This window comes from Roseivirga misakiensis (assembly GCF_001747105.1).
Lineage (GTDB): Bacteria > Bacteroidota > Bacteroidia > Cytophagales > Cyclobacteriaceae > Roseivirga > Roseivirga misakiensis.
The window spans coordinates 2,314,523-2,340,288 of the sequence record NZ_MDGQ01000005.1 but is presented as its reverse complement, the minus strand read 5'-3'; the positions used below and the strand labels follow the sequence as shown (position 1 = coordinate 2,340,288).

The window sequence follows — 25,766 nt, the reverse complement described above, 5'->3', positions numbered from 1 at the left end:
TATAGTTTAAAATGAGGTCATATATTTAGCCTTTAATCTCACGTTATGTTCGGACTGTTTAAAAAGAAACCAAAAGAAAAGCCATTGCCAACCTTAATTGATTTGAACAATAACCCCATCGTTGAAGGTGCTGTTGTCAAGTCTTTACGCTACGAATTAGGCGAATGTACGGTGGAGCTCGAGGGCATGGAGTATTTTTATGTTTCTAAGGCTTCGGGGCAACGCGTGAGTTACACTAGAATGGTAGATGCCATTACTGAAAACCAAAAAGTAGTGCTAATCACTGAGGCTGATAAGTGATTTTTAACAAAAATTTAGTCTTGTGATATGAGCTTTTTTTGAATCGCTACGTTAGAGAATCAAAAGCAAGGTTATGATCAAAAGATTCACTCTTCTATTTAGTTTATTATTTGTTTTTGGGTGCACGGCCGAGGCACAATTGCTGAAAAAAGCTAAAGGGCTGCTCGGTGGTAAAGAGTTTTCTAAAGAAGAAGCCGCAAATGCTTTAAAGGAGGCTTTTATACAAGGAACTGGCAAAGGAGTGGACGTGCTATCTCAAGTAAATGGGTATTTGGGTAATCCTGAGGTCAAAATTCCAATTCCAGAAGATGCCAAAAACGTTGAGAAGAAATTAAGAGGAATCGGTCTTGGTAACGAAGTAGACAAAGCCATCGAATCGCTGAATAGAGCTGCCGAAGATGCCGCTGTCGAAGCCAAAGACATATTTATAGATGCTATTAAAGCTATTACCATTACGGATGCCATAAATATTGTAAAGGGTAGTAAAGATGCGGGCACCAGAATGCTAGAATCTAAAACTACCGATGACTTAACTGCTAAATTTAGCCCAATTGTAAACGCGTCCTTAGCTAAAGTGAATGCGACCAAATACTGGTCCGATGTGATGGATAAGTACAATAAAATTCCCTTTGTGAAGAAAGTTGAAACCGATTTAACTGCTTATGTCACTCAAAAAGCTATTGACGGTTTATTTGTAATGATTGCCAAGGAGGAATTAAATATCAGAGAAAATCCGGCGGCAAGAACTACCGCGTTATTACAGAAAGTCTTCAAATAAAAGCGGGAGCCTTTCTACTGAAGAAAGGTGAAGTTGTAGTTAGCCACAAAGTTCCAGATCACTACTATGCCGATAGCTATCAGCTTAGCCCAATAAAAGTTCATATTTCTTTTATTGATCAGCACATAAATTATCAATGTGTTGATGCCCAATCCTATTAGTGCAAAACTTAAATACTTAGAGTATTGCACCAATTCGTCAGGGCTTTTATCATCAAACGTCCAGAATTTATTAAAGAAGAAGTTAGAAGTGGCCGCGAGCAGGAAACCAATCCCATTCGCTAAGTATTTATTGATCTTTATTTTCTCTTTACCAAGGTAAGTGGCACCATAGTCGATAGCCATACCTGAAAAACCTACAACGCAAAATCTAAAAAATTTGAATCCGATGTCAAGCATTGAGAATTGTTGTTTCTCCGAGAGATTCACAAATATGCAGAACAATTTTCATTTCTTTAAAAATCTTACTTTTGTGGTTGAATTTTAAACTTCCTGGGCAGCATGACCTCATCGCTTTCTCTTCATGATAGTAACAAGTTATTCTACAGATTTCTTGGTGTATGGTTTATTGTTGGCCTCATTCAAAACTATTTCACTGAGGTTAATGGAGAAGAGGCCTATTATTGGCTGTTTTCTCAGTTTTTAGATTGGGGGTACCTAGATCATCCACCAATGGTAGGAGTAGTATCTGCACCTGGCTATGCCTTGATTCCGAATGGTTTAGGCCTAAGAATGGGAATGCTCATTACCAATATGCTGACGATGACTGTGATCTGGAAGATCACAGAAAAAAAGGATACGAAACTCCTGATTTGGATATTTCTAGCCTTACTTTCTGTCCATGTGGGAGCATACATGGTCAAAACCGATGTGCCTTTAATTTTAGGAGTAGCGCTATTCTATTATTTCTACAAGCAATATCTAAAAAACGATAGTTTAAAGACTGTTTTCTTGTTGGCATTTTCTATTGCACTGATTCTCATGAGTAAGCATCATGGTATACTAGTGGTGTTTTTTACTGTGCTTTCAAACGTAAAATTATTAACCAAAAAGACCTTTTGGTATACCGTAGGGTTTACAGTGGTTTTCATGTTACCACATACTTATTGGCAGTACATGAATGAATTTGCCACAATTAAATTCCATTTATACAATAGAATAGATATGGGATTTAGTTGGGAGAATATCGCCTATTATATTGGTGTTCAGCCCTTGGTATTTGGACCATTAATAGGGGTGTCACTTTTGGCGGCTAGTTATGCCAATAAGAAGAAATCAGATTTTAATAGAGCATTAAAGTTCACGATTGTAGGTGTTCTAGTGTTTTTTTTGGTTTCCACTTTCAAAGTAGAGTTTCATAAGCATTGGACGAGCGTGTTATCTGTGCCTTTTATGTTACTGGGGCATGAGTACATCCGAAAACACCAGAATTGGAGAAAAGTATTGGTTAAACTCGCCATAGCCTCTGTAATTATCGTGGTTCCAGCACGCATTTACCTCATGTATGATTTTTTTCCTAAGAAATGGACTGAAGGATGGGATGTGCTACATGGTTGGGATTCTTGGGCCGATGAAATTGATGAATTAAGTGGAGGCTTACCAATAATGTTTAACAATCACTACGAACGTTCGTCGCGATACGCTTATCTAACCAAGGATATTGTACACTGCTACAATACTTTCGACTATAGAGAAACACATCATGATTTGCTTCCATTAGAAGAAAATCTTCAAGGGAAGACTGTTTTTCAGATCAATCGCTTTCGAGACACTACCCGATATGACGACTATTTCACCGCTATAGGCAAAGGCATTCACTACCGTGTTGTTGAAAATTTTAGAAGTTACAGGAAGGTATCCATAGAAATTACCGAGGCCGAAAAAGAATATGATTTTCGGGCAGGAGAACAAGTTAATCTGACCTTAAACCTGGAGAATAAATATGATCGGTCAGTAGATTTTGCGAATGCAGGCACAAGGCAGGTTTTCTTGAACGTCCATTATTTAAAAGGTCTTACCCCTGTTGGCATGGAACGATTAAAACTTTTATCTGGTAAAATGTCGGTAGGCGAGGAACGGACAATGCTGGTTACGCTAAATATTCCAGACTTAGAAGGTCAATTCGATATCCGCTTTTCAATACAAGTAGGGGAGATTGAGCCGCCGATAAACAGTAAGAAGTATAAAGTGGAGATAGACTAGTTCATTAGAATCTATCTCCGAATTTTTGAATGGGTTTTCCCTGTTTGTCAAATCGTTTTCCTAATTGATACTCTGTTGCACCGATCGCTACGAACATCCCGACGGTCATGATGATTACAGTAATGATTATTGCCGTATTTCCACCTATGAATATAGCCAATAGGATTTCAAGACAGACAGTAATTATTGATGACCACATGATAAGATTACCAGCATATTCGTTGGCAAATTCCCAGGTGTCTTGGCTACGCATTGATCGCTTAGTTCTGTAACCGCTTAGATTATTCGGTTCGTCTGGCCGAACGAATTTCGCCAAGAGTGCCACAAGCATACTAGAGACAATAAGGATACTGTGTACCATTATAGATTCAGAATCAGACATTTTTAAAGTGGGTTATTATTTAAATTTTATTCAGACTCACCTTTTTTCTTTTTGAGTCTTCCAGACTCTTTTAGTGCTTTATTGATAAGCCATTCCATTTGGCCATTGGTACTACGAAACTCATCTGCTGCCCATTTCTCGACAGCAGATAACAGTTCCGGATCTAGCCTTAAAACAAAAGGTTTTTTCTTAGGCATAGCTTATATTTTCCCTTTCCCGAGTAACAAATAAGCACCCTGGGACATATTTGTGATTACACGCCACCCTTGGGCAGCCATTGCGTTTAGACGCTTTTCAAAAGTCTCTGTTTTCTCAAAAGCTCCTTTAGCTACAAGTTTATACTCCATATTTTTAATGGTTAAGTGTACCAGCATTTACTACAGGGGTAGCAGATTTATCAGAGCAAAGTACAACCATAAGGTTACTCACCATGGATGCTTTTTTCTCTTCATCCAAATCTACAATACTCTTGGAATTTAGCTCTTCTAGAGCACTTTCTACCATTCCTACAGCACCTTCCACAATTTTAAATCTTGCAGCGACTATAGCAGTTGCCTGTTGTCTTTGTAGCATGGCGCTAGCAATCTCTTCGGCATATGCTAAATAGCCAATACGTGCCTCTATGACCTTGATTCCAGCGATTGCCAATCGCTCTGTCAATTCCTCTTCCAAATCGTGGTTTACCTCTTCCATACCCGACCTCAAAGTGATTTCCGAATCATCCTCGAAGTTGTCATAGGCGAAAGTATTGGCTAGTTTTCTTACCGCGGCATCGGATTGCACACGAACAAAGTGCTCGTAATCGTTGACGTCAAAAACAGCTTTAAAAGTATCTTCTACCTGCCAAACTAAAATGACACTAATCATAATGGGATTACCCAGTTTGTCATTCACCTTTACTCGTTCACTATCAAAGTTGTGCGCTCTAAGTGATACTTTTTTCTTTACGTAGAATGGATTTACCCAGTAGAACCCATTTTCCTTGACAGAGCCCCTGTATTCTCCGAAAAAGATCATAACCCGCGACCTATTGGGTTGAATAACGAAGAATCCCGGGAGTAAAAGAAAGAATAGTATGAAAAGTAAGCCAAATTCACCTTGTTGAGTTACGGCCAAACCGGCAATAGCACCAATGAAGATTAATAGAACAAAGGCAAGCATGCCATATCCTGAACGTGGCTTAAAGTGTGATTCGATTTTCTGCATAGTTAAGAATTTAATGTGATATTAAATTGATATCAATTAGTGATCAAATATACGAGGGGTTTCTGAAAAAGGTTTAGACTTTTTTCACATTCATCCTAAAATTGATCTGCGATGATTAAATTCAACCATGATTGATGGTATAACACGACCGACCTTGTTACTTGATCTAGCAAAGGTCAATTCCAATATCGAATTCATGTTAGAAAAGGCAAAACTGACTAATACTATGCTTGTGCCTCATTTTAAAACCCATCAATCGAAAGAAATTGGAGAGATATTTCGAGAAAAAGGTATAGATGCGGCGGCAGTTTCTTCTGTAGAAATGGCCGAATACTTTGTCAAGCATGGATGGAAGGATATTACTGTTGCATTTCCTTTTAACCGACTCGAAATTCAGGTGATCAATTCCTTTTTGACAAATGGAGTAAAAGTTAAACTCTTAGCCACGGACTTAGATACGATTACTTTCCTAAACCAAGAATTAGTTGAAACGCTTGATATATTTATTGAGATAGATGCCGGCTACGGCAGGTCTGGTGTTCATGCAAAGAACACACCTCTAGTCAAAGAAATGGTTACGGCCATAGAACAATCGGATAAGATGAATTTGTATGGATTGTATTGTCACTGCGGTGATACATATCATGCGAATGATACTCGCGAAATCGAAAAGATTTGGGAAAACGCCATGAAAGAGCTGGCACAAATAAAAGCTCAAATTGAACCAACAAACCGACCGTTAAAGATTAGAATGGGAGATACTCCGGGTTGTTCGATGGTGCAGCATATGGAGCCAATCGACGAAATTGGGCCAGGTAATTTTGTATTCTATGATTTGGTCATGAATTATCTGAACGTTTGCAAAGAAGAGGATATCGCCGTGGCCGTAGCGTGTCCGGTTATTGCTAAGTATCCAGAGCGCAATGAAGTCTTAATTCATGGTGGGGCGGTACATTTTTCTAAAGATCATTTGTTTGATGCTACTGGTCAGAAGTTTTTCGGAGAAATGGTGGTTTTTGAAGACAATCAATGGTCATCGATTATCGAAGGTGCCAAGCTAACCTCAATATCCCAAGAACATGGAATTCTGACTGTTACAAATGAGTTGATGCAAGTTTTGAAAATTGGTGATGTTATCGGTATCCTACCGATTCACTCATGCCTCACGGCCAACCTAATGAAGTCCTATCAAACTACTCAAGGCGACGAAATTGCCCATATGTCCTTAGGAGTCAAGTGATTCTAGATTCAGCTGATGGCGATAAGAAAAAATTAGCCTTCTATGATTAATAGAATTTTTTTCGGGTAAAACTGCAACATTTTACCTCTTATCTGAATCTACCCATTAGTTAATAGATTTTTATTGACGGCTTACCGATCAAAATCGGGTGTTTACCGATAAGTATATTCGGTCCCTGTTTATGAATCATAGCTTTGAATTAATTAAGGTCAAAACTCAACAACATGATTAAAAATTATCTCAAAATTGCGTTCAGAAATCTGTTCCGCAATAAGTTCTATTCCCTATTAAATATTAGTGGATTGGCAATAGGCATAGCTTGTTGCCTGATGATTACGCTATTTGTTTCGGACGAGCTCGGATACGATAGCCACTATGAGAATTCTGAGAACACTTATAGGTTGACGATGGCTGGTGCGCTTAATGGCTCAGCTTTCGATTTAGCAGTAGTTGGTCCTTCTGTTGGTAAAGCGATGCTTGATGATTATCCAGAAGTGATAAACTTTGCACGTTTCAGGCAAAACGGTTCACCGTTCATCAGGTTTGGAGATAATGTTTTCAAAGAAGAAAACTTCGTCTGGGCCGATCACTCAGCTTTAGAGATTTTTGGTATCGAATTAGTACTAGGTGATCCAGAAACTGCGCTGAAGCAACCGAAGTCTTTGGTGATGAGTGAAACTGCCGCCGCAAAATATTTCGGTAATGCTGATCCACTTGGACAACCAATTGAATTTGGAAGTAATAAGGACTACAAGGTTACTGGGGTTTATAAAGACATTCCAGCTAATACTCATTTCGAATTTGACGTAATGGGATCAATGGAAACACTGGATGAGGCGAAGCAGCCTATTTGGTTGAGCATGAATTTCCAAACGTATATAGTGCTTAGTGAGGGAGCTGATATTCAGAAAATGGCTTCCCTGTTTCCTGCGATGTTAGAAAAGTATATCGGTCCAGAAGTGAAGCGTTTCATGAATATGGACTGGGAGCAAATGGAAAACAATGGCAATAACCTTGCTTTTGGAATGCAGCCTGTTCAAAGTATTCATTTACACTCTGATTTGCAGGGAGAACTTGATGCTAATGGCGACATTAAGTATGTTTATATATTCTCGGCCATTGGTTTCTTCATACTATTGATCGCTTGTATCAATTTTATGAACCTATCTACAGCCCGTTCGGCACACCGAGCTAAAGAAGTTGGTGTCAGAAAAGTATTAGGATCTGTAAAAGGCCAATTGATTTATCAATTTTTAGCAGAGTCTATATTGATAAGCTTTATTTCATTTGTACTTGCTGTCGGATTAGCCTATGTAGCCATGCCGTTTTTCAACGGACTTGCAGACAAAGACTTAACGATACCTTTTGAAAACCCAACGTTTTTCATTGCCATGTTTGTGGGGATTACCCTCGTGGGCTTATTAGCGGGATCCTATCCAGCATTTTTCTTGTCATCTTTTCAACCAGTAAAAGTGTTAAAAGGCGCCTTGAGTGGTGGTATGAAAAGCGGAGCTCTGAGAAATGTATTAGTGGTTGTACAGTTTTGTACTTCAATATTCTTGGTAATCGGAACCTTGGTTATACAAAACCAATTGGAGTTCATCCAAAATAAAAATCTAGGTTTTGACAGAGATCAAGTGATTATTATAAACGATGCTTACTTAGCTCGAGGAAATACGGCAGCATTAAAAACAGAAATGGAGTCATTTTCTGAAGTGAAGTCAGCTTCATTGAGCGGATTCTTACCTACACCTTCGAGTAATAACATGAACGTGTTCTTGAAGGGAGTTGTACCGACTCAGGATAACCAAATTATCTCAAGTAACTGGACAGTTGATTATGAGTATTTGGAAACTATGGGAATGGAAATTGTCGATGGCCGTAATTTCTCGCGTGATTTTCCAACAGACTCTTTAGGCATAATTGTCAATGAAGCTGCGGTGAAAGAATTTGGCTTTGATAATCCGATTGGTGAAACTGTTGGTACGTTTGCGGATTTAGAAGGTACTATCCAAGGTTATAAGGTTGTTGGTGTAGTGAAGGATTTCCACTTTCAAACGTTGAAAGACAAAATTGGCCCACTTGTAATGCAACTGGGAAACAGTACTGGCTTGCTCAATCTAAAAGTAAATACATCGGACTATGCTTCACTTTTACAAAAGATGGAGGACAGCTGGGCTAAATTTGCTCCAAATCAGCCATTCGAAACGTCATTTCTAGATGCTCGATTTGAACGTATGTATGATGCCGAGCAGCGCCTTGGTAAGATATTCGGAGTGTTTGCAAGCTTGGCTATTATCATCGCCTGTCTAGGCCTCTTTGGTTTAGCCGCTTATACTGCTGAAAACAGAATAAAAGAGGTAGGTATAAGAAAAGTGCTAGGTGCCAATGTAGGTCAGTTGGTTTACCTGCTTTCTAAAGACATGGGTAAACTGGTCATTATCGCATTTTTAATTGGGGCACCGTTAGCTTGGTATTTTTCCAACAATTGGCTTCAAGGATTTGAGTATAGAGCTACCATCGGTTGGACGATATTTGCACTAACTGCCTTAGGATCACTGTTTATTGCTGTGGCTACCATGAGCTATCAATCTCTAAAGGCTGCTGTGAGCAATCCAGTAAAATCTCTGAGAACCGAATAAGATGAGTATTGCAAAAAGGCGACTTTCCAGAAAGTCGCCTTTTTTTATGTCCGTGGTATAAGAAAATTACTCCAAAATGGTTAGAATAGTGTTTTCCAAACGCTAGATGAAGAACATCATAAAACTACCCATTATCCTCTGGACGTTGTTGTCTTTGATCGTCTATGCGAGTGTTTTGGTGTCTCCAGAAGTATTCAAATATTCTGGGCTTATTTCGTTTGGTATTCCATTTATAATCTGCATCAACTTAGTTTTCGTCATACTCAGTGGCGTGTTCAAATGGAGGTTTGGTTTTGTCGCTTTAGCTTTACTGCTAGTAGGTTGGCCATTTATTCGGGTTGGCCTATCTATAGGAGGAAGTAATGATATAGAAAAGGAAGGTATTCGTGTCTTGAATTACAATGTAAAATGGTTCGTTGACGCGAAAGAAAATGACTATCAGAGTGTGGTGGATTGGGTTAACGGTGTAGAAGCTGATATTATCTCCTTTCAAGAATTTTATCCTGGTAAGCGGATCGCTCAGCGAATTGCAGAAAATGGTAGTTACAATGTATCAATGGATAAAGGACGATCCACAAATGCCATCTTTTCCAAATACCCTATAATCAACGATGGCCTATTATTGGAAAAGGACAAGCTCAATAATATCCGATTTGTCGACTTGGTTATTGAACAAGATACAATTCGCGTGTATGGTGTTCATTTACAGTCTATGGGAATAAATCCAGATAAAATTCAGGATTCAGAGGGTATCAAAAATGAGTACGAAGACATCAGGTCAAGATTTGTTTTCTCCAGTGCTTCTAGAACCGGACAAATTCAAATTCTATTGAACCACGCCAAGAAGTGTAGTTATCCTAAAATGGTGATTGGTGACTTTAACGATGTACCATTCAGTTATAATTATTTTCAATTCAGGGAAGATTTCTCCAATGCTTTTGAAGAGCAAGGAAGGGGGATCGGGGCCACATTTAATAATAAGATACCTTATCTAAGGATTGATAATCAATTCTTTACCCAAGAGTTCTCTCTAAAATCTTTCAGCACAGTGGGGGACATTTATTATTCTGATCACTTTCCGCTAATAGGTATTTATGAGTTAAGTAACTAAATTCAGACCTTGAAAGGAGTTTTTATGACTTTGAAAAAACGTAAACTAAAGAGGTTAAGTTCCGATCGAGTTGTAGCGGGAGTTTGTAGCGGGTTGGCTGAGTGGCTAAATTGGGACGTTACTTTAGTTAGATTTATTTACGTTTTGCTTTCAATATTTAGTGCCGGTCTTCCTGGTCTATTAGTATATTTTGTACTATGGGCTGTGATGACAAAAGATTAACTGAACCAATTTTTTACTTACCGTATTCAATATGAAACGTTTTCTACCCGCAGTGCTATTGTGTATAGCACTGGCAGCGATTCCGTCCTGTAATGTCAAGTACTTTGAGAATGCAGAATTTGGAGACATCATTTTTGATCCTTCATTGGCTATTCCCGTCGGAGAAATAACCTACACCGTTAGCGAACTTTTTGAAGAACTAAACGACGCTGGTGCTGATATTCTTCCGAATGATGAAAATGTAATTCAACTCAATTATCAGGAGACATTACAGTCACAAAGCGCTTCCACCTTCCTTAATATTCGAGATCAGAGTTTTAGTGGATCACTTGCCGCTGGGGTGAACGTATCGAATCCTCCTGTAACAACGACGCTAAACGTTTCTGAGTTATTTGAGTTTGATTTAACGCAAACTTCAAACGAAACTTACGATAGTATCTTTTTTAGTAACGGGCAATTTGAATTTGAAGCAAGTTCAACATTCGATGCGGATATTGATTTTACAGCAACGTTTATTTCACTTGTTGAAAATGACGCACCTTTAGTGGTGACGGGCTCATTGCCATCTGGTTCTTCTGGGTTTTCTCAGACAGAATCTCTCGTGGATTACAGAGGACTTTTTCATTTAGATGATCAGGGCAATCCTTCTTCAAATAAATTCTTAGTCAGAATTGAATACACTATTTCAGTTACGACATCAAGCGTCATTACCTCTGGTCAACGTATTAATTTTGATATTGGGGTTAATGATGCGGCTTTTGAAAGAGTATATGGAAATGTTGGAAATCAATCACTTGCGGTAAATTTCCAAGTCGTGAATTTTGATTTCTTCAGAAACTTTGAGGCAGGCAATATTGCTTTTGCTGACCCTAAAATTACCTTCAATTTTGACAATAGCTTTGGCTTTCCATTAGGTATAGACTTCCAAGAAGTTTCAGCGATCGGTCCTGAAGGAGCTATTATTCCTTTAGAAGGAGATGTGGTTAATAGCTTACAAGTTGTAGACGGTCCGACACTTGCGCAGGAGGGGCAAGTCATTCGAAGTTCGATAGAGCTAAACAAAGACAATTCAAATATTGATGTACTCCTTTCTTCACAGCCTACAAAGGTTATTATAGAAGTTGAAGCTGGAGCTAATCCTGCTAACGTACCGCCGGTTTACAATTTTGTTAACGATCAGAGTATTCTCGATATCGGTGTTGTTGTAGAAATTCCCTTAGATATTAATCTTGACCAGTTGATCGCCGAGGAACAACTGGATTTTAACAATAGTGAAGATCTTGACGAGGCCAAAAGGATATTATTCAGAATCAATGCTGAAAATGAACTTCCGTTAGGAGGGTTGGTTGAGTTACAATTCTTGGATGATCAGGATAACGTGGTCTATACCATTGACCAAAGAGCTGCTTTTGATGCTGCACCTGTGGGTGTAGATGGAAGAACTACAGAAGCTGCATTATCTACAGCAGATATTCAATTAGAAGAAGAGGATATTCGAGCAATCGAAAATGCCACTAGTATCAATGTAGTTGCTACGCTGACTACTACTGACGCCGCATCCAATGTGGCGGTAAAGTTTTTTGAAGACTATGAGTTAAAGTTTAAGCTTTCGGCTCAAGCAGATGTTGAAGTTAACTCAGGAAGCAATTAAGATGAAGAAGCTAGCAATTATCACCCTATTCCTAATCAGTGCATTAAATGTAAATGCACAAGGTTATTTGTCTTTTTATCAATTAAGAGATATTGTTCCTCAAACAGCTGGTTTACAACCTGCTTTTATCCCTAATAACTCGATTACAGTGAGTATGCCTGCGCTAAATAACGGCGTTATGCTACAAGGGGATTTAAAACTTCAAGAACTACTTTCAAGACCTGATGGTCAGTCTGAGTTGACACTTGATTTCGATTTAATGAACTCAGTGGCTCAGGACCTGAACTATTTGAACCTAGATGTTACATCCAATCTTTTTCATGTTGGAGTCAAAACGAAAAAAGGAGGTTACTCTTTCTTCGCCAATGCTCGAGCAACAATGGATTTTGTTTACAGCAAAGACTTCATTGACTTCGTGGCCAACGGAAATGGTAATAAAATCGGTCAGACGATAGACTTCTCTGAAACCAGATTAAGGATCGAAGCTTACCATGAAATTGGTGTTGGGTATGCCCGAAAGTTCTTAGGAGAGCGGTTGACTGTAGGTGCTAGAGCCAAATTGGTGACAGGTATATTCCACGGTTCTTTGAAAGATGGCGCATCAGCTTCTTTGACTACCCAAGCGAACGATTTTAGCTGGCAAATTGCTGTGCAAAACGGAACGGCTAATACTGCTGGTTTGGATTTTCTATTTAATTCCGACGATTACGAATCAAATGCTTTAACAGATTATATCACGGCCAACGACAATCAGACAATTGCTTTTGATTTTGGAGCTAAGTTCAAAGCATTAAAGTGGTTAGAAGTTGAAGCTTCAATTACTGACTTAGGTTCAATTAATTGGAAAGAGCAGGTTAGAAATTATAACACTGCTGACACGGTTGCTACATTTAGCGGGGTTCAATTAGAGGGTTTAGAAGATTCAGGCGAAGTCTTTAAGGATAGTCTTGAAAACAATTTCAGATCTAATGAAACGAGGTTAGGCTTTAAAACGAACCTACCAACTAGAATGTATTTGACGGCTTCTGCCTACTTGACGCCAAATGATAGATTCTCTTTAACGTATTTCCATAACAATGCCTTAGATAACTTTCCTGCTAACTATGCGCTGGCTTATAATCATAAGTTTGATAAGTTCGTAGTAGGACTTTTGGGGACTTATAGAGGTTCTAATAACGAGATGAATATTGGTGCTAATTTGGGTACAAATATTGGCCCAGTGCAGTTGTATTTGGCCATGGACAATGTACTAGTAACTAACGGTCCAGAACAATACTCCAAAGCGGACTTTAGATTCGGGTTGAATTTAATGTTTGGATATAAGAAATGGATCAAGAAAGATAGCGTTGCCGATTTAGACGCACTTTAGTCTTTCTTTGAAATCTTAAGCATGAGCAATGGTAGCACTGTCAAATCTAGAATTAGTGCTACCATTGCTGTTATTGCGATAAAGAGTCCCAAGTAAAAAGGCGAAGAAAGGCCCGAGCTAATAAATAGTGAAAAGCCAGCCAAAATCACCAAACTGGTGACTATAATACTCTTACCTGTTCCCGATAGCGTTCTCTTCATTGCCCAGATTGGACTTTTGCTGCGGTCTTTTTCTAAGTAAAACCTTACGATCAAGTGAATACTATCATCTACGGCAATTCCAAAAGCTACAGTGAAAATCACAGCCGTTGAGATGTTTAAATCAATCTGAAAAAATCCCATTAAGCCGAAAAGGATTAATACGGGTAGAATATTTGGGACAAGTGATATCAGCACCAAACGCCATTCTCTAAAGAAAATGAGTAGTAAAATAGATACGGTAATCGTGGCAACTGCAAGGCCTTTGATTAACGAATTCACTACATAATTATCGGTTTTATCTATCAAGTAAGATGTGCCCGTAAGTCTTACATTTATTAACTCGGAATCTATTTCGCTATTAAGAAAGTCTTCGAGCGCCGAGTTTAGCTTTCGTGTTTCGTGACTACCAATATCTTTCGACCTTCCGATTAACCGAACTACGTTTTCACCTTCGATTTCAAAAAGTCTACGACTATCAGATAATCGGGGACTATTATAAAACCTACTTAAACGTCTTAAATTCTTGGCCTCAGGTAGTTTCAAGTAGTTTTTTGACCCGCCGTAGAAGCCTGAGTTTATCTCTTTGATCAAAGTCAATGGGGACTCGATGTGAGTAATACTTAGATCGTTTTCTAAGTAATGCTCGAGTTTTTCTATTTCGGAGAGTACCTCAACGTCCAATAGGTCTCTATCCTCATTGATAGATATACCGATTTCGAAAGGTTTGTAACCGTCAAAATTACTATCGAAATAAGCCACCTGTTCTAGTTCAGGTTCACCCTTCTGAAACCCTACTAATATGGAAGTATTTAGCCTTACCATGGAGATTCCAGAGATTAGAATGACTGATAAAATGACCGTAAACAGAAGGATTGGCTTTCTACATTTAAGAACGAATAGAAAAAATGAGTTTATCCATTTTTGCCATAGGGAATTCACGCTCACCTGTTTTTCTATTGGAGAAGGGAAGTAGAAAAGAAGTGCTGGAATGAGCAGGAATGTGATAACAAAAGCGAAAAAAACACCCACGGCCGTAAAGAAGCCGAAATCTTGAATAGGCTGTATTGGAATAACATAGAGACTTAAAAAACCGATACAGGTTGTGATGGAGGTTAGACAATTGGCTTTACCAATAAAAACCGTAACAGCGTAAAGTGAATCTTTTGTATTCTTTCCTACACGTTTGAACTCGTCATACTTATGGACTAGGTGGATGACATCTGATAAGGCAACAATCAACAAAATGGCTGGAATAATTACGACCATTACGTCTATGGATTTACCGGTTAATGACAGAAACCCCATAGTCCATACTATGCTGATAACTAGAGTGACTAAAGGAATAATAATACCTTTTAAACTTTTGAAGATTAGCCCAAGTACCACCACAGCGAATCCTAAGGCTAAAATAAGTAAGCTGGCAAGCTCTTTTTCAAACTTTCTAGTAAAGTCATATTGCATTTGAGCTTTCCCAGAAATCAAATAATCAGTGTCGAAAACACTTTCGATATACCGGTCTAAATCCTGATAGAATTCATCTCCATCACTTTTGCTGGCAAATCCGATATGCCGCACGATGAGCAGTATAGACTTATTGTCGTTGCCCAAGAATTTACCTTTGAGTCGGTCAAAGTCAAAGCCATCGGGCAACTCCAGGTCATCACTTAGTAGGCTTACTTTGTTAATTCCGAATGGAGTTATTTGGATTCTGTTCAAATCGAACAAGCTTTGAACCGACTTTACCCGATCAAATTCTTGAAGGCTATCAATGGACTCTTTGACTTGATTGAGAAAGCTTTTCGCCGTTGGGTTATCAGACTTTATTACCACGAAAAGGAAGTCATTGAATTCGCCAAAAGCTTCGTTTAATTTTTCGTAATAGGCTAAATCCTCATCGCCTTCAGGAAAGAAACTATTAAAATCATAATTAAACTGGAGCTTAGGAATTTGAAGCCCCAAGAATACAGTAATTAAGAACAGTATTATCAATCTAGCCCTAGCTTTCCTTCCAGAAAGTGTGGCAAAATTCTGTACCCATGAGGGGACTTTAAAAACTTCAGATGAAGCCTTCCCTTTAGATACATTTTGATTTAATTTGTTCATTAATTCAAAACTATAAAATCACAGACATTATGAAGCAGTACCACGACTTAATGAGGCATATTCTCGAAAATGGTGTTGAAAAAGGTGACAGAACGGGTACTGGAACAAAAAGTGTCTTTGGATATCAAATGAGATTTGACCTTTCGGAAGGATTTCCTGTTGTAACAACCAAGAAATTACACTTGAGATCGATCATACACGAACTTTTATGGTTTTTGAAAGGTGACACCAATATTAAATACCTCAAGGATAATGGGGTTAGAATATGGGATGAGTGGGCTGACGAAAATGGCGATTTAGGTCCTGTATATGGTTACCAGTGGAGAAATTGGCCTGATGGTAATGGAGGAACTATTGATCAGATCACAAAACTGATCGATCAAATTAAAAAATCTCCAAACAGCAGAAGGCTCATTGTTAGCGCTTGGAATGTTGCCGATGTTGATAATATGGCCTTGCCGCCATGCCATACTTTCTTTCAGTTTTATGTCGCCGATGGCAAACTAAGTTGCCAACTTTATCAGAGAAGTGCTGATGTATTTTTAGGAGTACCATTTAATATTGCGTCTTACGCATTGCTCGTATTAATGGTAGCACAAGTTTGTGACCTAGAACCGGGTGATTTTGTCCACACTTTTGGTGATGCACATCTATATTCAAACCATTTTGAGCAGGCAGAATTACAGTTGACTAGAGATTTCAGGCCTCTACCAACCATGACATTAAATCCAGCGGTAAAAGATATATTCGATTTTAAATATGAGGATTTTGAACTTACCGGATACGATCCTCATCCGCATATCAAGGCTGCTGTAGCCGTTTAATGAGCTCCTCAAGCACAGCGTTTGGATTTTGTAAATGTTGCGCCTTATAGGATTTGAAATATCTAATGCCCGAGGCATTAGTCATGAATATACTTTGAGCATCCTCCAGGTCTTTGATCGGCGCCTCCGTTTCAATAATTGGACTTCCGTTTTTCCGAAAGAACTCTAAAGTGTATCTGCGCATTATGCCTTCAATACATCCAGTAGTCAGTTTTGGGGTGAATATTTTCGAATCTATAACCCAGAAGATATTCCCTATATGTGTCTCAGCTATATTTCCATTTACATCAGTTAGAATAATGTCGTCCCAGGACTGCGATTGTTTCTCTCGCCCAGCTAGAACATATGTGAGTGCATTACTAGTTTTGGCAAAAGAGATCGGGCTGTAAAGGGTATGATAATTAGCCGATAAACCAATTTCTTGTAAAGGACGATAGACTTGACTTTCGGTAGGGGAAGTTTCTAAATAGAAAGAAGCCGAGTTTTCTGTTGGAGAATAAAGTCCACCTTCATTTCTCCAAAGACTGAGTTTTGATCTTGATACACCTTCAATACCGTTAAAAGCACGTAATTCTTGAACCATTTTATCCACTCGATCGCTTGACAGATCAACAGGAAAATCTATACCCATAACATGGCATGCTTGCTCGAGTCGGTTGACGTGATAACCGATCAGATTAATTCTCTCCGGTCCTGTAACAATTGTTTCGAAGAGGCCGTCTCCATAACAATATGAACGGTTGGTAGTTTTAACGACTTGATCATCAGTATTGACTATTCGAGAGTTAAATATCGCTTTCATGTAGGGTATTGACCTTTCAAACATAATGGAAAAATTGAAAGTACTTATTTCCCTAATATTGAATTTGAAATTCTATAGGTAATGGCAGAACAAAGTAGTGTATTTGATATGATAGGCCCTGTGATGATAGGTCCTTCCAGCTCACACACTGCGGGTGTCGTTAGAATTGGGAGGGTAGCGAGAAAAATTTTAGGGGCTAACCCCGATAAGGCCGAAATAACTTTTTATAACTCTTTTGCTCGGACTTATGAAGGTCATGGAAGTGATCGAGCTATTGTAGCCGGTTTACTTGATTTCAAAACAGACGATCTACGTATAAAAACAGCTTTCGAAGAAGCAAAAGCTGCAGGATTTAAAGTGAATTTTAGGTCAGTGGGTAATGCATCTACCATGCACCCAAACACAGTTAATATTGTTGCAACAGCAGGTGATAGAGAGATTCAAGTAACTGGCGAAAGTAGAGGTGGAGGAGTGATTAGAATCACGAAAGTCAACGGATTTAGTGTTGGCTTTAATGCGAACATTACCACTATGATTTTACTGGCTAGTGATCGCAAAGGCGCCATAGCCTTTATAGCAACTGTTCTGGCAAACGATGAATGTAACATTGCCTCTATGTCGGTCAATAGAAAAGGAAAACATGATTTGGCATGCCATGTCATAGAAATGGATTCCAAACCACCTAGAGTAACAATAGATTATTTAAAGCATTTGGAATGGATAAGAGAGGTCATCTTCATCCCGGATATTGATTTTTAAAACAAAACCATGAATTTGAAACGAAAGTTTTTTTACAGTCTGATGTTCGCCTTGGCGACCAATTGGGCTATCGGTCAAAGCGCAAATGAGAGCAAGGTCTGGACACTCGAAGAATGCGTGAATTATGCTCGGGAAAATAACCTGACCATAAGAAACAGTCAGTTAACCCAGGTTCAAAATCAGATTGCCGTAAAACAATCTAAGTTTGCTCGTCTACCTAATTTGAGTGCAGGTGGAGGTATGGGTAAATCTTTTGGACGAACCATTGATCCTGTAACGAACTCCTTTGTTAGCCAAGCTTTTTTAAGTGGTAGTCTATCGGCAAATGCTGGTATGACCGTTTACCAAGGGGGTATTTTGAATAATACGATTAAGCAAAACGAATTGAACCTTCAGGCTAGTGCTTTTGATTTAGAAAAGGCTAAGAATGATGTCGGTTTAAGTGTGGCCACTAATTTTTTAAATGTGCTTTTGAATAGGGAGCAACTAGAAAATGCAAAATATCAACTGCAAGTCACAGCGACTCAATTAGATCGTACTAAAAAGCTGGTGGAGGCAGGTTCAGACCCTATCACACGACAGCTTGATTTGGAATCTCAGTTAGCTTCGAATGAGGTTCAAGTGGTTAATGCTGAAAATGCATTAGGACTTGCCATTTTGAACTTGAAGCAGTCAATGCAAATGCCTGCTAATGAGAGCTTAGAAATTAGTGTTCCAGAGCTTGAAGTTGAAAATGTAAACATGACGGCAAACGCCCCATCAAGAATATTTGATATAGCCGTTGAAAATCAGCCAGAAGTAAAAAGTGCTGAATTGGGAATAAAAAGTAGTGTCTTAGGTGAGAAAATAGCAAAAGGGGCATTTTTACCCACAGTAAGCCTTAGTGGTAGTATTTCTACTAGCTATTCAGATCAGCAGAGACAATTGATCGGCACACAAGTCATAGATGTACCGGCACAGGATATCGGTTTTGTACAAGGTTCGGGTGATCGAGTTTTCACAGACCCAAGACAAGAGTCTGTGAGAATTTTTAGTGATTCTTACGGCTTGTTTGATCAATTTAACGACTTCTTGGGACAATCAGTTCGAGCCAATTTGAGTATCCCAATATTCAGCAGATTGAATAATACTTCGAACCTTCAAAGAGCCAAGATCAACAGACAGAGAGCCGAAATAACCTCTCAAAACGTAAAAAACCAATTAAGACAGGCCATCGAAACGGCTTACAACAACGCAACTGCTGGATTAAAATCTTATCAAGCTTCTGTAAAAAGAGTGGCGGCATTACAAGAGTCATTCAGAGTTGCAGAAGAACAGTATAACGTAGGTAGTGCAAATACAGTCGATTATCAAGTAGCCAGTAATAACCTTTTTGCTGCCAAAACTGACTTGGTTCGCGCGAAATACGAATACATTTTTAGAGTGAAAATATTAGACTTTTATTTAGGCAACCCAATTACATTAGATTAAGAACATGGCTAAGAAGAAAAAAGGATCGAATAAGATCATATGGATATTACTGATTTTAGTGGCACTTGTATTGGTGGTCGCAATAGTTGGTAAACAAGCAGGATTGATCGGCGGAGAAAGAACCATTAAAGTGGAATTCGCTGAAGCAAGTCGGAATACTATTATCGAAAAAGTTACAGCTTCAGGGGTTGTACAGCCTGTTATAGAAATTGCTATTAGTCCAGATGTTGCTGGAGAGATCATCGAATTGAACGTTGAAGAAGGGGATGATGTACTTGAAGGAATGGTTTTGGTTAAAATTAGACCTGATAACTTACAATCAGCGTTGGATAGATCAAAGGCAAATTTAAATCAACAATTGGCCAACTTGGCATCCTCAAAGGCTAGTAAGTTCCGTAGTGAGGCGCAATTGAAACAGTCTGAATTAGCATTCAATAGAGCTGAAAGGCTTAAGAAAGAAAATGTGATTTCCGATGCTGATTATGAAACTGCTAAGGCAAATTACGAAGTCGCTAAGTACAACCTAGACGCTGCCGAACAAAGCGTAAGAGCAGCTGAATTTATCATAAAATCTAGCGAAGCTACAGTGGCAGAAGCCGAGGAAAATGTGAGATTGACCACAGTTATCGCACCATCAACTGGTACCATTTCTAAGTTGAATGTGGAAAAAGGTGAACGTGTAGTTGGAACACAACAAATGGCGGGTACTGAAATGATGCGTTTGGCAGACTTGAATCAAATGGAGGTGCAGGTCGATGTAAATGAGAATGATATCATTAGAGTGAACGTTGGAGATACAGCTATCATTGATGTCGATTCATACACTTCTATGGACAAAGAATTCAAGGGAATAGTTACGTCTATTGCTAACACCGCTAACCCGAAGGCGTCTGCCGATGCTGTAACGGAGTTTAAAGTAGAGATACGAATTTTAAATGAGAGCTTCTCTGATTTACTATCAGAAATTCAAGGGCCTTCTCCTTTCAGACCAGGTATGACGGCAAGTGTGGAAATCATTACCACTACAAAATCTGATATCCTAACAGTACCATTAGCAGCTGTTACAACTCGAAATCCAAAATTGGACAGAAAGGTCTTCGGAAATACTGATGACAATGATGAAGGAGGTCTTCAAGTGAGCAATTCAAATGCTAGACCAGAAGAAAAAGAGGACATTAAAGAAGTAGTCTTTATCAATGATGGCGGCACGGCCAAAATGGTTGAGGTGAAAACAGGAATTAGTGATTATGATAACATTGAGATTCTTTCAGGTTTAAAAGAAGGTGATCAAGTGGTGTCAGGACCGTTTTTTGTCGTGTCTAAACGCCTGAAAACGGGTGATTTAGTAGAAAACTCGAAGAGTACTAGTAAACCAGTAGCTTCTGCGAGTTCAGATAACTAGAAAGAACAATTTTAGAAATAAAAAAGGGAGCTAACAGCTCCCTTTTTTATTTAAAGGCCTTTAGTCTTTTATAAAGTGCATTGAGAGGTAAACCCATTACATTATAAAAGTCTCCTTCAATTTTATTGATTCCAATCATACCTATCCATTCTTGAATACCGTAACTACCAGCTTTATCGAATGGCATATAGGTATTTATGTAATGTAATATTTCTTGGTCTTCAAGGGCATCAAAACTCACACTAGTTACAGATGTAAATGAATCCACTTTATCTGTAGTTCTTAAACATACCCCAGTGGCTACGGAATGAGTATTTCCCGATAAACTACTAATCATAGCAAAGGCTTCGGAGGAGTCTTTTGGTTTTCCAAGGATCTTGCCATCGGCGATAACTACGGTATCTGATGTAATCAGAAGTACATCTTTGTTTAGTGGTCCGAAGGCCTCGGATTTCTTCTGTGCGATGAATTCTGCTACCTTAAGAGCTGGGGTATTTGGCGGAAATGATTCATCAATTGATTTGACTTGAACCTCAAAATCCAAGCCTAAGCTTCTTAATAATTCTTGCCTTCTGGGAGACTTAGAAGCCAGGATTATGTGGTAATTCAAATTCATCGTCTTTGATTGATCCAAAAAGATAACCACAAATGGCTTTAGGGTAAAAATAAGTTGATTTTTGAGGCAGTGTATGGCCAGAATAACAAACTTCTTTCACTGTTTCCATACTAATATCCTGTGTGATAATGGCAAATTGTGCCTCTCCGCGAAGCGTCTTAGTTAAGCAGTTAGCGAAGTTTCTTTCAAAGCTAATTTTGTCGGAGTTTCGCTGATTTTTACCTGGAATCCCTAATGCTTTTTCAATAATGAAATAGTGCATCACAGTCAGGTCTAAATGTTTGATAGCAGTTGGAAAATTCCAATCGAGAAGTTCTATCGCCTCTGGCTTTAAGCGAACCTTCAAAGCTTCATCGTCAAACAATAATCCAAATGCCCATTGCTTACCCAATATTATCTCAGTGACGTCATTAGGGTTTTCTAGATGTGTTATAGTGAAATAAGGTGCTAGCTTTTCGAGAAATTCTTGCCGATTGAAGTTCTCAAATCCTTTGATTAAGCGGTGAGTTGGAAGTATCCTTAAGTCATCGGCTTCACCATTTGTCAAATACATCATATGGTAATTAAAGCCTTCTTGCCCAGACGTTTTCTCTAGCTTTTTTTGTTGCTGCTCTCTATATACAATTGACCCCTCTAACCTATGATGGCCGTCAGCCAGTATGACTTTAGCATCGGATAACTTATTGATGAATTTCTTTATGATATCATGGTCATGAATCACGGAAAGAACATCTTTAACACCTTGGTAGTCTTCCGTTTCATAAATAGGGCTGAGCATACTCTCATCCATATATTGCTCTAACTCAAAGGATTCATCGAAATACAACCCATGAGTAGGACTTACATTCATTTGTGTAGCACTTAATACGTCTATCCGATCATTTACAGAATGAGGCATCGTGCTTTCATGTCTTAGGATTTGAGTATTTGGGTCATCCCATGAAGTAGCTTCAATAAAGCTTATAAAACCTTTTCTTATGAATTGCTTTGACGAACCGGGAAGCGAGAAATGCTGATAATAGATATAAATTCCGGGTAAATCATCTTGCTTGATTATTCCTGCAGACTTCCATTTATCTAGAAGTGTTAAGGTATCAATTGGTCCGATTTTATTCCTTGGAACACTCAGATGGATGCTGTTGTACTCATTTTCATACAAAGCATCTCTTTGTTGATCTGATATAACATCAAAAAGAGGAGATGTAAGGTTGCCAATGGATTTGGAGAGCTCCCTATTATAGCGCCAAGCCCTAAAAGGTTTGATGTTAGCCATAAGCTTATCTAGCTCTTAGTTTCCATTTACTTAAACCATTCTGTTCGCTTTTGCGCTCACTACCTGTTGCCTCTACATTAAAGATATGTGCGGCCAGTGCCATGGCAATCTCTTCTTCCTCAGGCGTATCGTTGTTGAGATACTCTGGTTTGAAAAACTTACCTACAAATTTTGTGTCAAAATTACCGCTGACGAAAGCCTCGTGTTTGAGAGCAAAGTCACAAAAGTCTAGCGTAGTTTGTACTCCAGATATTTCATATTCTTCTATGGCTCTAAGCATTCTTAAACGAGCCTGTTCACGGTTAGCTCCATGTGTGGTAAGCTTTGCAATCATCGGATCGTAATAGATTGGGATGTCCATTCCTTGTTGGTAACCATCATCTACCCGCACGCCAGGGCCTTGGGGAGTCACATAAGTGTTTAATGTTCCTGTGTCTGGTAAGAAGTTTTCTCTTGGATTTTCGGCATAAACTCGGACTTCCATAGAGTGGCCATTAATCTTTAGATCCTCTTGATTTAAATCCAATTTTCTCCCTTCAGCCACATAGATTTGCTCTTTAACAAGATCAATTCCCGTTATTTCTTCTGTTACAGGGTGCTCGACCTGAAGGCGCGTGTTCATTTCTAAAAAGAAGAAATCAAGGTTTTCGTCTACAATAAACTCTACTGTACCAGCTCCGTAGTAACCGCATGCTTTAGCCACATTTACAGCAGCCTCGCCCATAGCTTGGCGCATTTTTTCGTCAACAACCGGCGAAGGTGCTTCTTCTATTACCTTTTGGTGTCGTCTTTGAATAGAACACTCTCTTTCAAAAAGGTATAGCGTTTTGCCGTGCTGATCTCCTAGGATTTGTATTTCTATATGTCTTGGCGAGCCGATATATTTTTCAACAAAGACAGAAGAATCTCCAAAAGCAGATTGGGCTTCACTCATTGCTCGCGTCATCTGTTCCGCGAGTTCATCGCTACTTTCTACAACACGCATTCCTTTACCGCCACCGCCAGCGCTAGCTTTGATCAACACAGGGTAACCAATTTCATTGGCAATTTTTGTAGCCTCGTCGATTTCAGTCACGGCATGGTTCACGCCAGGAACCATTGGGATATTATAGCTTGCTACTGCATTTTTAGCCGCAAGTTTGTCACCCATAACTTCTATAGCATGCGTAGAAGGACCTATAAAAGTTATACCATTGGCTTCTACTGCTCTGGCAAAACCAGCATTTTCAGACAAGAATCCATAACCTGGGTGTATGGCATCTACATTTAGTTCTTTACAGACGTCTAATATGCGCTCTATATTAAGGTAAGATTCTGAGGATGCTGGAGGTCCAACGTTTACGGCTTCATCCGCATAAGCAACGTGTGGTGCGTTTATATCGGCATCGCTATAAATTGCAACCGTCGCTATTCCCATTTCCTTCGCCGTTCTCATTACACGAATGGCAATTTCGCCGCGATTGGCGACAAGAATCTTATTTATTTTTTTCGTAGACATGTCCATAGATTTTCAGCTGGCAATGCTAATTAATAATAATCAAATTCAGAACCAATGAATGGTTTATATGTACTGAGATTTTTGATAAATGGTCATTATAGTGTTACCTTTGCAACTTGTTTTAGAAAGTCTACATCAACTAATTTTAAAGACAGAGACGTTGGATTTATTTGAAAAGCTACTGACTAATCGTGGACCGCTAGGGAAACACTCAGACATTTCTGAAGGGTACTTTATGTTCCCCAAGTTAGAAGGTGAAATATCACCTCGCATGAATTTCATGGGCAATGAAGTACTTACTTGGAGCCTGAATAATTACTTAGGGTTGGCAAACCACCCTGAAGTAAGAAAAGCGGATGCAGATGCCGCAGCTGAGTGGGGAATGGCTTACCCAATGGGAGCCAGAATGATGTCAGGAAATACGAAATATCACGAGCAATTAGAGCAAGAATTGGCAGACTTTGTAAATAAAGATGCTGGGCTCTTATTGAATTACGGGTACCAAGGTGTTCTATCTGTAATTGATGCTGTTGTAGATCGTAAGGATGTTATTGTTTACGATGCAGAATCGCATGCATGTATCATCGATGGTGTGCGGTTGCATATGGGGAAAAGATTCGTCTTCCCTCATAACGATATAGAAAACCTTGAAAAGCAATTGGAAAGAGCCACCAAACTGACTCAAGAGACTGGTGGAGGTATCCTTGTGATAACAGAAGGTGTTTTCGGTATGTCTGGAAACTTGGGTAAACTCAAGGAGATTGCCGAACTCAAGAAGAAATTTGAATTTAGACTCCTTGTGGATGATGCCCACGGTTTTGGAACTGTTGGAGCTACTGGTGCAGGAGCAGGTGAAGAGCTAGGGTGTCAAGATGATATCGATATTTACTTCTCAACCTTTGCTAAGTCTATGGCCGCCATCGGAGCATTTGTGGCCGGTAATAAGGATATCATTAAATTCTTGAAATATAATATCCGTTCTCAAATCTTTGCCAAATCTCTTCCAATGCCATTTGTAATCGGAGCATTGAAAAGGTTACAAATGTTAAGAGACAATCCAGAGCACAAAAACAAACTTTGGGTTATCGTAAATGCATTGCAGAATGGTCTTAAGGAAAAGGGTTTCAGTATTGGAACTACGCAATCTCCTGTGACTCCAGTAGTACTTAATGGTACTGTTGGTGAAGCGGCAGCCTTGAGTAAAGACCTCAGAGAAAACTTCAATATATTCTGTTCGGTAGTTATTTATCCAGTTGTACCGAAAGGAACAATTATCCTTAGATTAATCCCTACTGCCTCTCATTCTTTAGAAGATGTAGCAGAAACGATTGCAGCATTCGAAGCTATAAAAGGAAAGTTGCTGTCTGAAGAATACAAAAAAGAAGAAGTCGCGATAGCATTTGGTGAGTAAAATCAAAAAAAAGTGCCTTCACTGTTGACAATAGAACATTTTGATTTATATTGCCTCCAGTTAGACATTATTATCAACAACCTTAAAACACGATAAATATGAGTCAATTTAGTAGAGTAAAAGATTTAGTAGATTCTTTAGAAGGAGATTTCGAAAAGTTCTATGACAAAGGCAACCAAGCTGCTGGAACTAGAGTTAGAAAAGGAATGCAAGAGCTTAAGAACCTAGCTCAAGAAATCAGAGTTGACGTTCAAAGCAAGAAAAACGCTTAAGAAACTGATTATCAAATAAATGAGGCCACGACTT

General features: G+C 38.9%; 25 protein-coding genes. 15 read left to right on the top strand and 10 right to left on the bottom strand.

What is annotated here, in order from left to right:
* Positions 1 to 45 precede the first annotated feature (45 nt).
* Together BFP71_RS17900 and BFP71_RS17895 are read left to right on the top strand one after the other, a co-directional pair.
* Complete coding sequence (locus tag BFP71_RS17900) at positions 46 to 300, top strand: hypothetical protein (RefSeq protein ID WP_069836778.1); 255 nt, start codon at positions 46 to 48, stop codon at positions 298 to 300.
* A 73-nt stretch (positions 301 to 373) separates the two neighbouring features.
* Positions 374 to 1,078, top strand: a complete 705-nt coding sequence (locus BFP71_RS17895) for a DUF4197 domain-containing protein (RefSeq protein WP_069836777.1) — start codon at positions 374 to 376, stop codon at positions 1,076 to 1,078.
* A gap of 14 nt (positions 1,079 to 1,092) precedes the next feature.
* Here BFP71_RS17895 and BFP71_RS17890 read toward each other — a convergent pair whose 3' ends face one another.
* Entirely contained in the window at positions 1,093 to 1,476 is a 384-nt protein-coding gene (locus tag BFP71_RS17890; protein ID WP_069836776.1) for a GtrA family protein, read from the bottom strand.
* Between the two features lie 102 nt (positions 1,477 to 1,578).
* Here BFP71_RS17890 and BFP71_RS17885 point away from each other — a divergent pair, with 102 nt between their 5' ends.
* On the top strand, positions 1,579 to 3,279 hold the full coding sequence (locus BFP71_RS17885) for an ArnT family glycosyltransferase (protein WP_069836775.1): 1,701 nt from the start codon (positions 1,579 to 1,581) through the stop codon (positions 3,277 to 3,279).
* 4 nt (positions 3,280 to 3,283) lie between these two features.
* Here BFP71_RS17885 and BFP71_RS17880 read toward each other — a convergent pair whose 3' ends face one another.
* From BFP71_RS17880 to BFP71_RS17870, 4 genes are read right to left on the bottom strand one after another with little or no spacing between them, the layout of a single operon-like run.
* Positions 3,284 to 3,661, bottom strand: a complete 378-nt coding sequence (locus tag BFP71_RS17880; RefSeq protein ID WP_069836774.1) for an SdpI family protein — start codon at positions 3,659 to 3,661, stop codon at positions 3,284 to 3,286.
* Positions 3,662 to 3,687: 26 nt separating this feature from the next.
* Positions 3,688 to 3,858, bottom strand: a complete 171-nt coding sequence (locus BFP71_RS17875) for an Arc family DNA binding domain-containing protein (RefSeq protein WP_069836773.1) — start codon at positions 3,856 to 3,858, stop codon at positions 3,688 to 3,690.
* A gap of 3 nt (positions 3,859 to 3,861) precedes the next feature.
* A complete protein-coding gene (locus BFP71_RS19395) occupies positions 3,862 to 4,008 on the bottom strand; it encodes a hypothetical protein (RefSeq protein WP_176723384.1) in 147 nt (48 codons plus the stop codon).
* A gap of 4 nt (positions 4,009 to 4,012) precedes the next feature.
* Positions 4,013 to 4,858 (bottom strand): SPFH domain-containing protein, encoded by an 846-nt coding sequence (locus tag BFP71_RS17870; protein WP_394331369.1) that lies wholly within the window; start codon positions 4,856 to 4,858, stop codon positions 4,013 to 4,015.
* 136 nt (positions 4,859 to 4,994) lie between these two features.
* Between BFP71_RS17870 and BFP71_RS17865 the strand changes: the two genes are divergently transcribed.
* From BFP71_RS17865 to BFP71_RS17840, 6 genes are all read left to right on the top strand, one after another.
* Positions 4,995 to 6,107 carry an alanine racemase gene (locus tag BFP71_RS17865; protein ID WP_069836771.1) on the top strand — a complete coding sequence of 371 codons (1,113 nt, stop codon included), beginning with the start codon at positions 4,995 to 4,997 and terminating at the stop codon, positions 6,105 to 6,107.
* A 224-nt stretch (positions 6,108 to 6,331) separates the two neighbouring features.
* Positions 6,332 to 8,749, top strand: coding sequence for an ABC transporter permease (locus tag BFP71_RS17860; protein ID WP_069836770.1), 2,418 nt, complete (start codon positions 6,332 to 6,334; stop codon positions 8,747 to 8,749).
* A 106-nt stretch (positions 8,750 to 8,855) separates the two neighbouring features.
* Positions 8,856 to 9,860: an endonuclease/exonuclease/phosphatase family protein gene (locus BFP71_RS17855; protein ID WP_069836769.1), complete on the top strand. Its 1,005-nt coding sequence runs from the start codon at positions 8,856 to 8,858 to the stop codon at positions 9,858 to 9,860.
* A gap of 24 nt (positions 9,861 to 9,884) precedes the next feature.
* The gene (locus BFP71_RS19535) at positions 9,885 to 10,082 is read left to right on the top strand and encodes a PspC domain-containing protein (RefSeq protein WP_069836768.1); all 198 of its coding nucleotides are present in this window, start codon (positions 9,885 to 9,887) and stop codon (positions 10,080 to 10,082) included.
* A gap of 31 nt (positions 10,083 to 10,113) precedes the next feature.
* Entirely contained in the window at positions 10,114 to 11,733 is a 1,620-nt protein-coding gene (locus BFP71_RS17845) for a hypothetical protein (protein WP_069836767.1), read from the top strand.
* Between the two features lies 1 nt (position 11,734).
* Positions 11,735 to 13,102, top strand: a complete 1,368-nt coding sequence (locus BFP71_RS17840) for a DUF5723 family protein (RefSeq protein ID WP_141719800.1) — start codon at positions 11,735 to 11,737, stop codon at positions 13,100 to 13,102.
* Here BFP71_RS17840 and BFP71_RS17835 read toward each other — a convergent pair.
* On the bottom strand, positions 13,099 to 15,405 hold the full coding sequence (locus BFP71_RS17835; RefSeq protein ID WP_069836765.1) for an efflux RND transporter permease subunit: 2,307 nt from the start codon (positions 15,403 to 15,405) through the stop codon (positions 13,099 to 13,101). The two genes, BFP71_RS17840 and BFP71_RS17835, sit on opposite strands and share 4 nt — an antisense overlap.
* Positions 15,406 to 15,434: 29 nt before the next feature.
* Here BFP71_RS17835 and BFP71_RS17830 point away from each other — a divergent pair, with 29 nt between their 5' ends.
* Positions 15,435 to 16,229 (top strand): thymidylate synthase, encoded by a 795-nt coding sequence (locus BFP71_RS17830; RefSeq protein ID WP_069836764.1) that lies wholly within the window; start codon positions 15,435 to 15,437, stop codon positions 16,227 to 16,229.
* Here the strand turns inward: BFP71_RS17830 and BFP71_RS17825 are convergent.
* Positions 16,207 to 17,031: an aminotransferase class IV gene (locus BFP71_RS17825; protein ID WP_069836763.1), complete on the bottom strand. Its 825-nt coding sequence runs from the start codon at positions 17,029 to 17,031 to the stop codon at positions 16,207 to 16,209. The two genes, BFP71_RS17830 and BFP71_RS17825, sit on opposite strands and share 23 nt — an antisense overlap.
* Before the next feature lie 81 nt (positions 17,032 to 17,112).
* Here BFP71_RS17825 and sdaAB point away from each other — a divergent pair, with 81 nt between their 5' ends.
* From sdaAB to BFP71_RS17810, 3 genes are read left to right on the top strand one after another with little or no spacing between them, the layout of a single operon-like run.
* Positions 17,113 to 17,790, top strand: a complete 678-nt coding sequence (sdaAB, locus tag BFP71_RS17820; RefSeq protein ID WP_069836762.1) for an L-serine ammonia-lyase, iron-sulfur-dependent subunit beta — start codon at positions 17,113 to 17,115, stop codon at positions 17,788 to 17,790.
* A gap of 9 nt (positions 17,791 to 17,799) precedes the next feature.
* Entirely contained in the window at positions 17,800 to 19,260 is a 1,461-nt protein-coding gene (locus tag BFP71_RS17815; RefSeq protein WP_088125106.1) for a TolC family protein, read from the top strand.
* A 4-nt stretch (positions 19,261 to 19,264) separates the two neighbouring features.
* Entirely contained in the window at positions 19,265 to 20,662 is a 1,398-nt protein-coding gene (locus BFP71_RS17810; protein WP_069836761.1) for an efflux RND transporter periplasmic adaptor subunit, read from the top strand.
* 46 nt (positions 20,663 to 20,708) lie between these two features.
* Here the strand turns inward: BFP71_RS17810 and BFP71_RS17805 are convergent, their stop codons facing one another.
* The 3 genes from BFP71_RS17805 to BFP71_RS17795 are packed head-to-tail and all read right to left on the bottom strand — an operon-like array spanning position 20,709 to position 24,049.
* Positions 20,709 to 21,278, bottom strand: coding sequence for a Maf family nucleotide pyrophosphatase (locus tag BFP71_RS17805; RefSeq protein WP_069836760.1), 570 nt, complete (start codon positions 21,276 to 21,278; stop codon positions 20,709 to 20,711).
* Positions 21,244 to 22,551: a DUF1015 domain-containing protein gene (locus BFP71_RS17800; protein ID WP_069836759.1), complete on the bottom strand. Its 1,308-nt coding sequence runs from the start codon at positions 22,549 to 22,551 to the stop codon at positions 21,244 to 21,246. Before BFP71_RS17800 ends, BFP71_RS17805 begins: the two co-directional genes overlap by 35 nt.
* Before the next feature lie 4 nt (positions 22,552 to 22,555).
* Positions 22,556 to 24,049, bottom strand: a complete 1,494-nt coding sequence (locus BFP71_RS17795; RefSeq protein ID WP_069837153.1) for an acetyl-CoA carboxylase biotin carboxylase subunit — start codon at positions 24,047 to 24,049, stop codon at positions 22,556 to 22,558.
* A gap of 160 nt (positions 24,050 to 24,209) precedes the next feature.
* Here BFP71_RS17795 and BFP71_RS17790 point away from each other — a divergent pair, with 160 nt between their 5' ends.
* Entirely contained in the window at positions 24,210 to 25,460 is a 1,251-nt protein-coding gene (locus BFP71_RS17790) for an aminotransferase class I/II-fold pyridoxal phosphate-dependent enzyme (RefSeq protein ID WP_069837152.1), read from the top strand.
* 98 nt (positions 25,461 to 25,558) lie between these two features.
* Positions 25,559 to 25,732 carry a histone H1 gene (locus tag BFP71_RS17785; RefSeq protein WP_069836758.1) on the top strand — a complete coding sequence of 58 codons (174 nt, stop codon included), beginning with the start codon at positions 25,559 to 25,561 and terminating at the stop codon, positions 25,730 to 25,732.
* Positions 25,733 to 25,766: the final 34 nt, after the last annotated feature.

What these genes read in the sequence shown, in the direction of transcription:
- BFP71_RS19395 (WP_176723384.1), bottom strand. Translation starts at nt 4,008, where the DNA reads ATGGAGTATAAACTTGTAGCTAAAGGAGCTTTTGAGAAAACAGAGACT.
- BFP71_RS17900 (WP_069836778.1), top strand. Translation starts at nt 46, where the DNA reads ATGTTCGGACTGTTTAAAAAGAAACCAAAAGAAAAGCCATTGCCAACC.
- BFP71_RS17840 (WP_141719800.1), top strand. Translation starts at nt 11,735, where the DNA reads ATGAAGAAGCTAGCAATTATCACCCTATTCCTAATCAGTGCATTAAAT.
- sdaAB (WP_069836762.1), top strand. Translation starts at nt 17,113, where the DNA reads ATGGCAGAACAAAGTAGTGTATTTGATATGATAGGCCCTGTGATGATA.
- BFP71_RS17800 (WP_069836759.1), bottom strand. Translation starts at nt 22,551, where the DNA reads ATGGCTAACATCAAACCTTTTAGGGCTTGGCGCTATAATAGGGAGCTC.
- BFP71_RS17845 (WP_069836767.1), top strand. Translation starts at nt 10,114, where the DNA reads ATGAAACGTTTTCTACCCGCAGTGCTATTGTGTATAGCACTGGCAGCG.
- BFP71_RS17810 (WP_069836761.1), top strand. Translation starts at nt 19,265, where the DNA reads ATGGCTAAGAAGAAAAAAGGATCGAATAAGATCATATGGATATTACTG.
- BFP71_RS17855 (WP_069836769.1), top strand. Translation starts at nt 8,856, where the DNA reads ATGAAGAACATCATAAAACTACCCATTATCCTCTGGACGTTGTTGTCT.
- BFP71_RS17795 (WP_069837153.1), bottom strand. Translation starts at nt 24,049, where the DNA reads ATGTCTACGAAAAAAATAAATAAGATTCTTGTCGCCAATCGCGGCGAA.
- BFP71_RS17825 (WP_069836763.1), bottom strand. Translation starts at nt 17,031, where the DNA reads ATGAAAGCGATATTTAACTCTCGAATAGTCAATACTGATGATCAAGTC.
- BFP71_RS17880 (WP_069836774.1), bottom strand. Translation starts at nt 3,661, where the DNA reads ATGTCTGATTCTGAATCTATAATGGTACACAGTATCCTTATTGTCTCT.
- BFP71_RS17895 (WP_069836777.1), top strand. Translation starts at nt 374, where the DNA reads ATGATCAAAAGATTCACTCTTCTATTTAGTTTATTATTTGTTTTTGGG.
- BFP71_RS17885 (WP_069836775.1), top strand. Translation starts at nt 1,579, where the DNA reads ATGACCTCATCGCTTTCTCTTCATGATAGTAACAAGTTATTCTACAGA.
- BFP71_RS17865 (WP_069836771.1), top strand. Translation starts at nt 4,995, where the DNA reads ATGATTGATGGTATAACACGACCGACCTTGTTACTTGATCTAGCAAAG.
- BFP71_RS17805 (WP_069836760.1), bottom strand. Translation starts at nt 21,278, where the DNA reads ATGAATTTGAATTACCACATAATCCTGGCTTCTAAGTCTCCCAGAAGG.
- BFP71_RS19535 (WP_069836768.1), top strand. Translation starts at nt 9,885, where the DNA reads ATGACTTTGAAAAAACGTAAACTAAAGAGGTTAAGTTCCGATCGAGTT.
- BFP71_RS17890 (WP_069836776.1), bottom strand. Translation starts at nt 1,476, where the DNA reads ATGCTTGACATCGGATTCAAATTTTTTAGATTTTGCGTTGTAGGTTTT.
- BFP71_RS17815 (WP_088125106.1), top strand. Translation starts at nt 17,800, where the DNA reads ATGAATTTGAAACGAAAGTTTTTTTACAGTCTGATGTTCGCCTTGGCG.
- BFP71_RS17830 (WP_069836764.1), top strand. Translation starts at nt 15,435, where the DNA reads ATGAAGCAGTACCACGACTTAATGAGGCATATTCTCGAAAATGGTGTT.
- BFP71_RS17860 (WP_069836770.1), top strand. Translation starts at nt 6,332, where the DNA reads ATGATTAAAAATTATCTCAAAATTGCGTTCAGAAATCTGTTCCGCAAT.
- BFP71_RS17835 (WP_069836765.1), bottom strand. Translation starts at nt 15,405, where the DNA reads ATGAACAAATTAAATCAAAATGTATCTAAAGGGAAGGCTTCATCTGAA.
- BFP71_RS17785 (WP_069836758.1), top strand. Translation starts at nt 25,559, where the DNA reads ATGAGTCAATTTAGTAGAGTAAAAGATTTAGTAGATTCTTTAGAAGGA.
- BFP71_RS17875 (WP_069836773.1), bottom strand. Translation starts at nt 3,858, where the DNA reads ATGCCTAAGAAAAAACCTTTTGTTTTAAGGCTAGATCCGGAACTGTTA.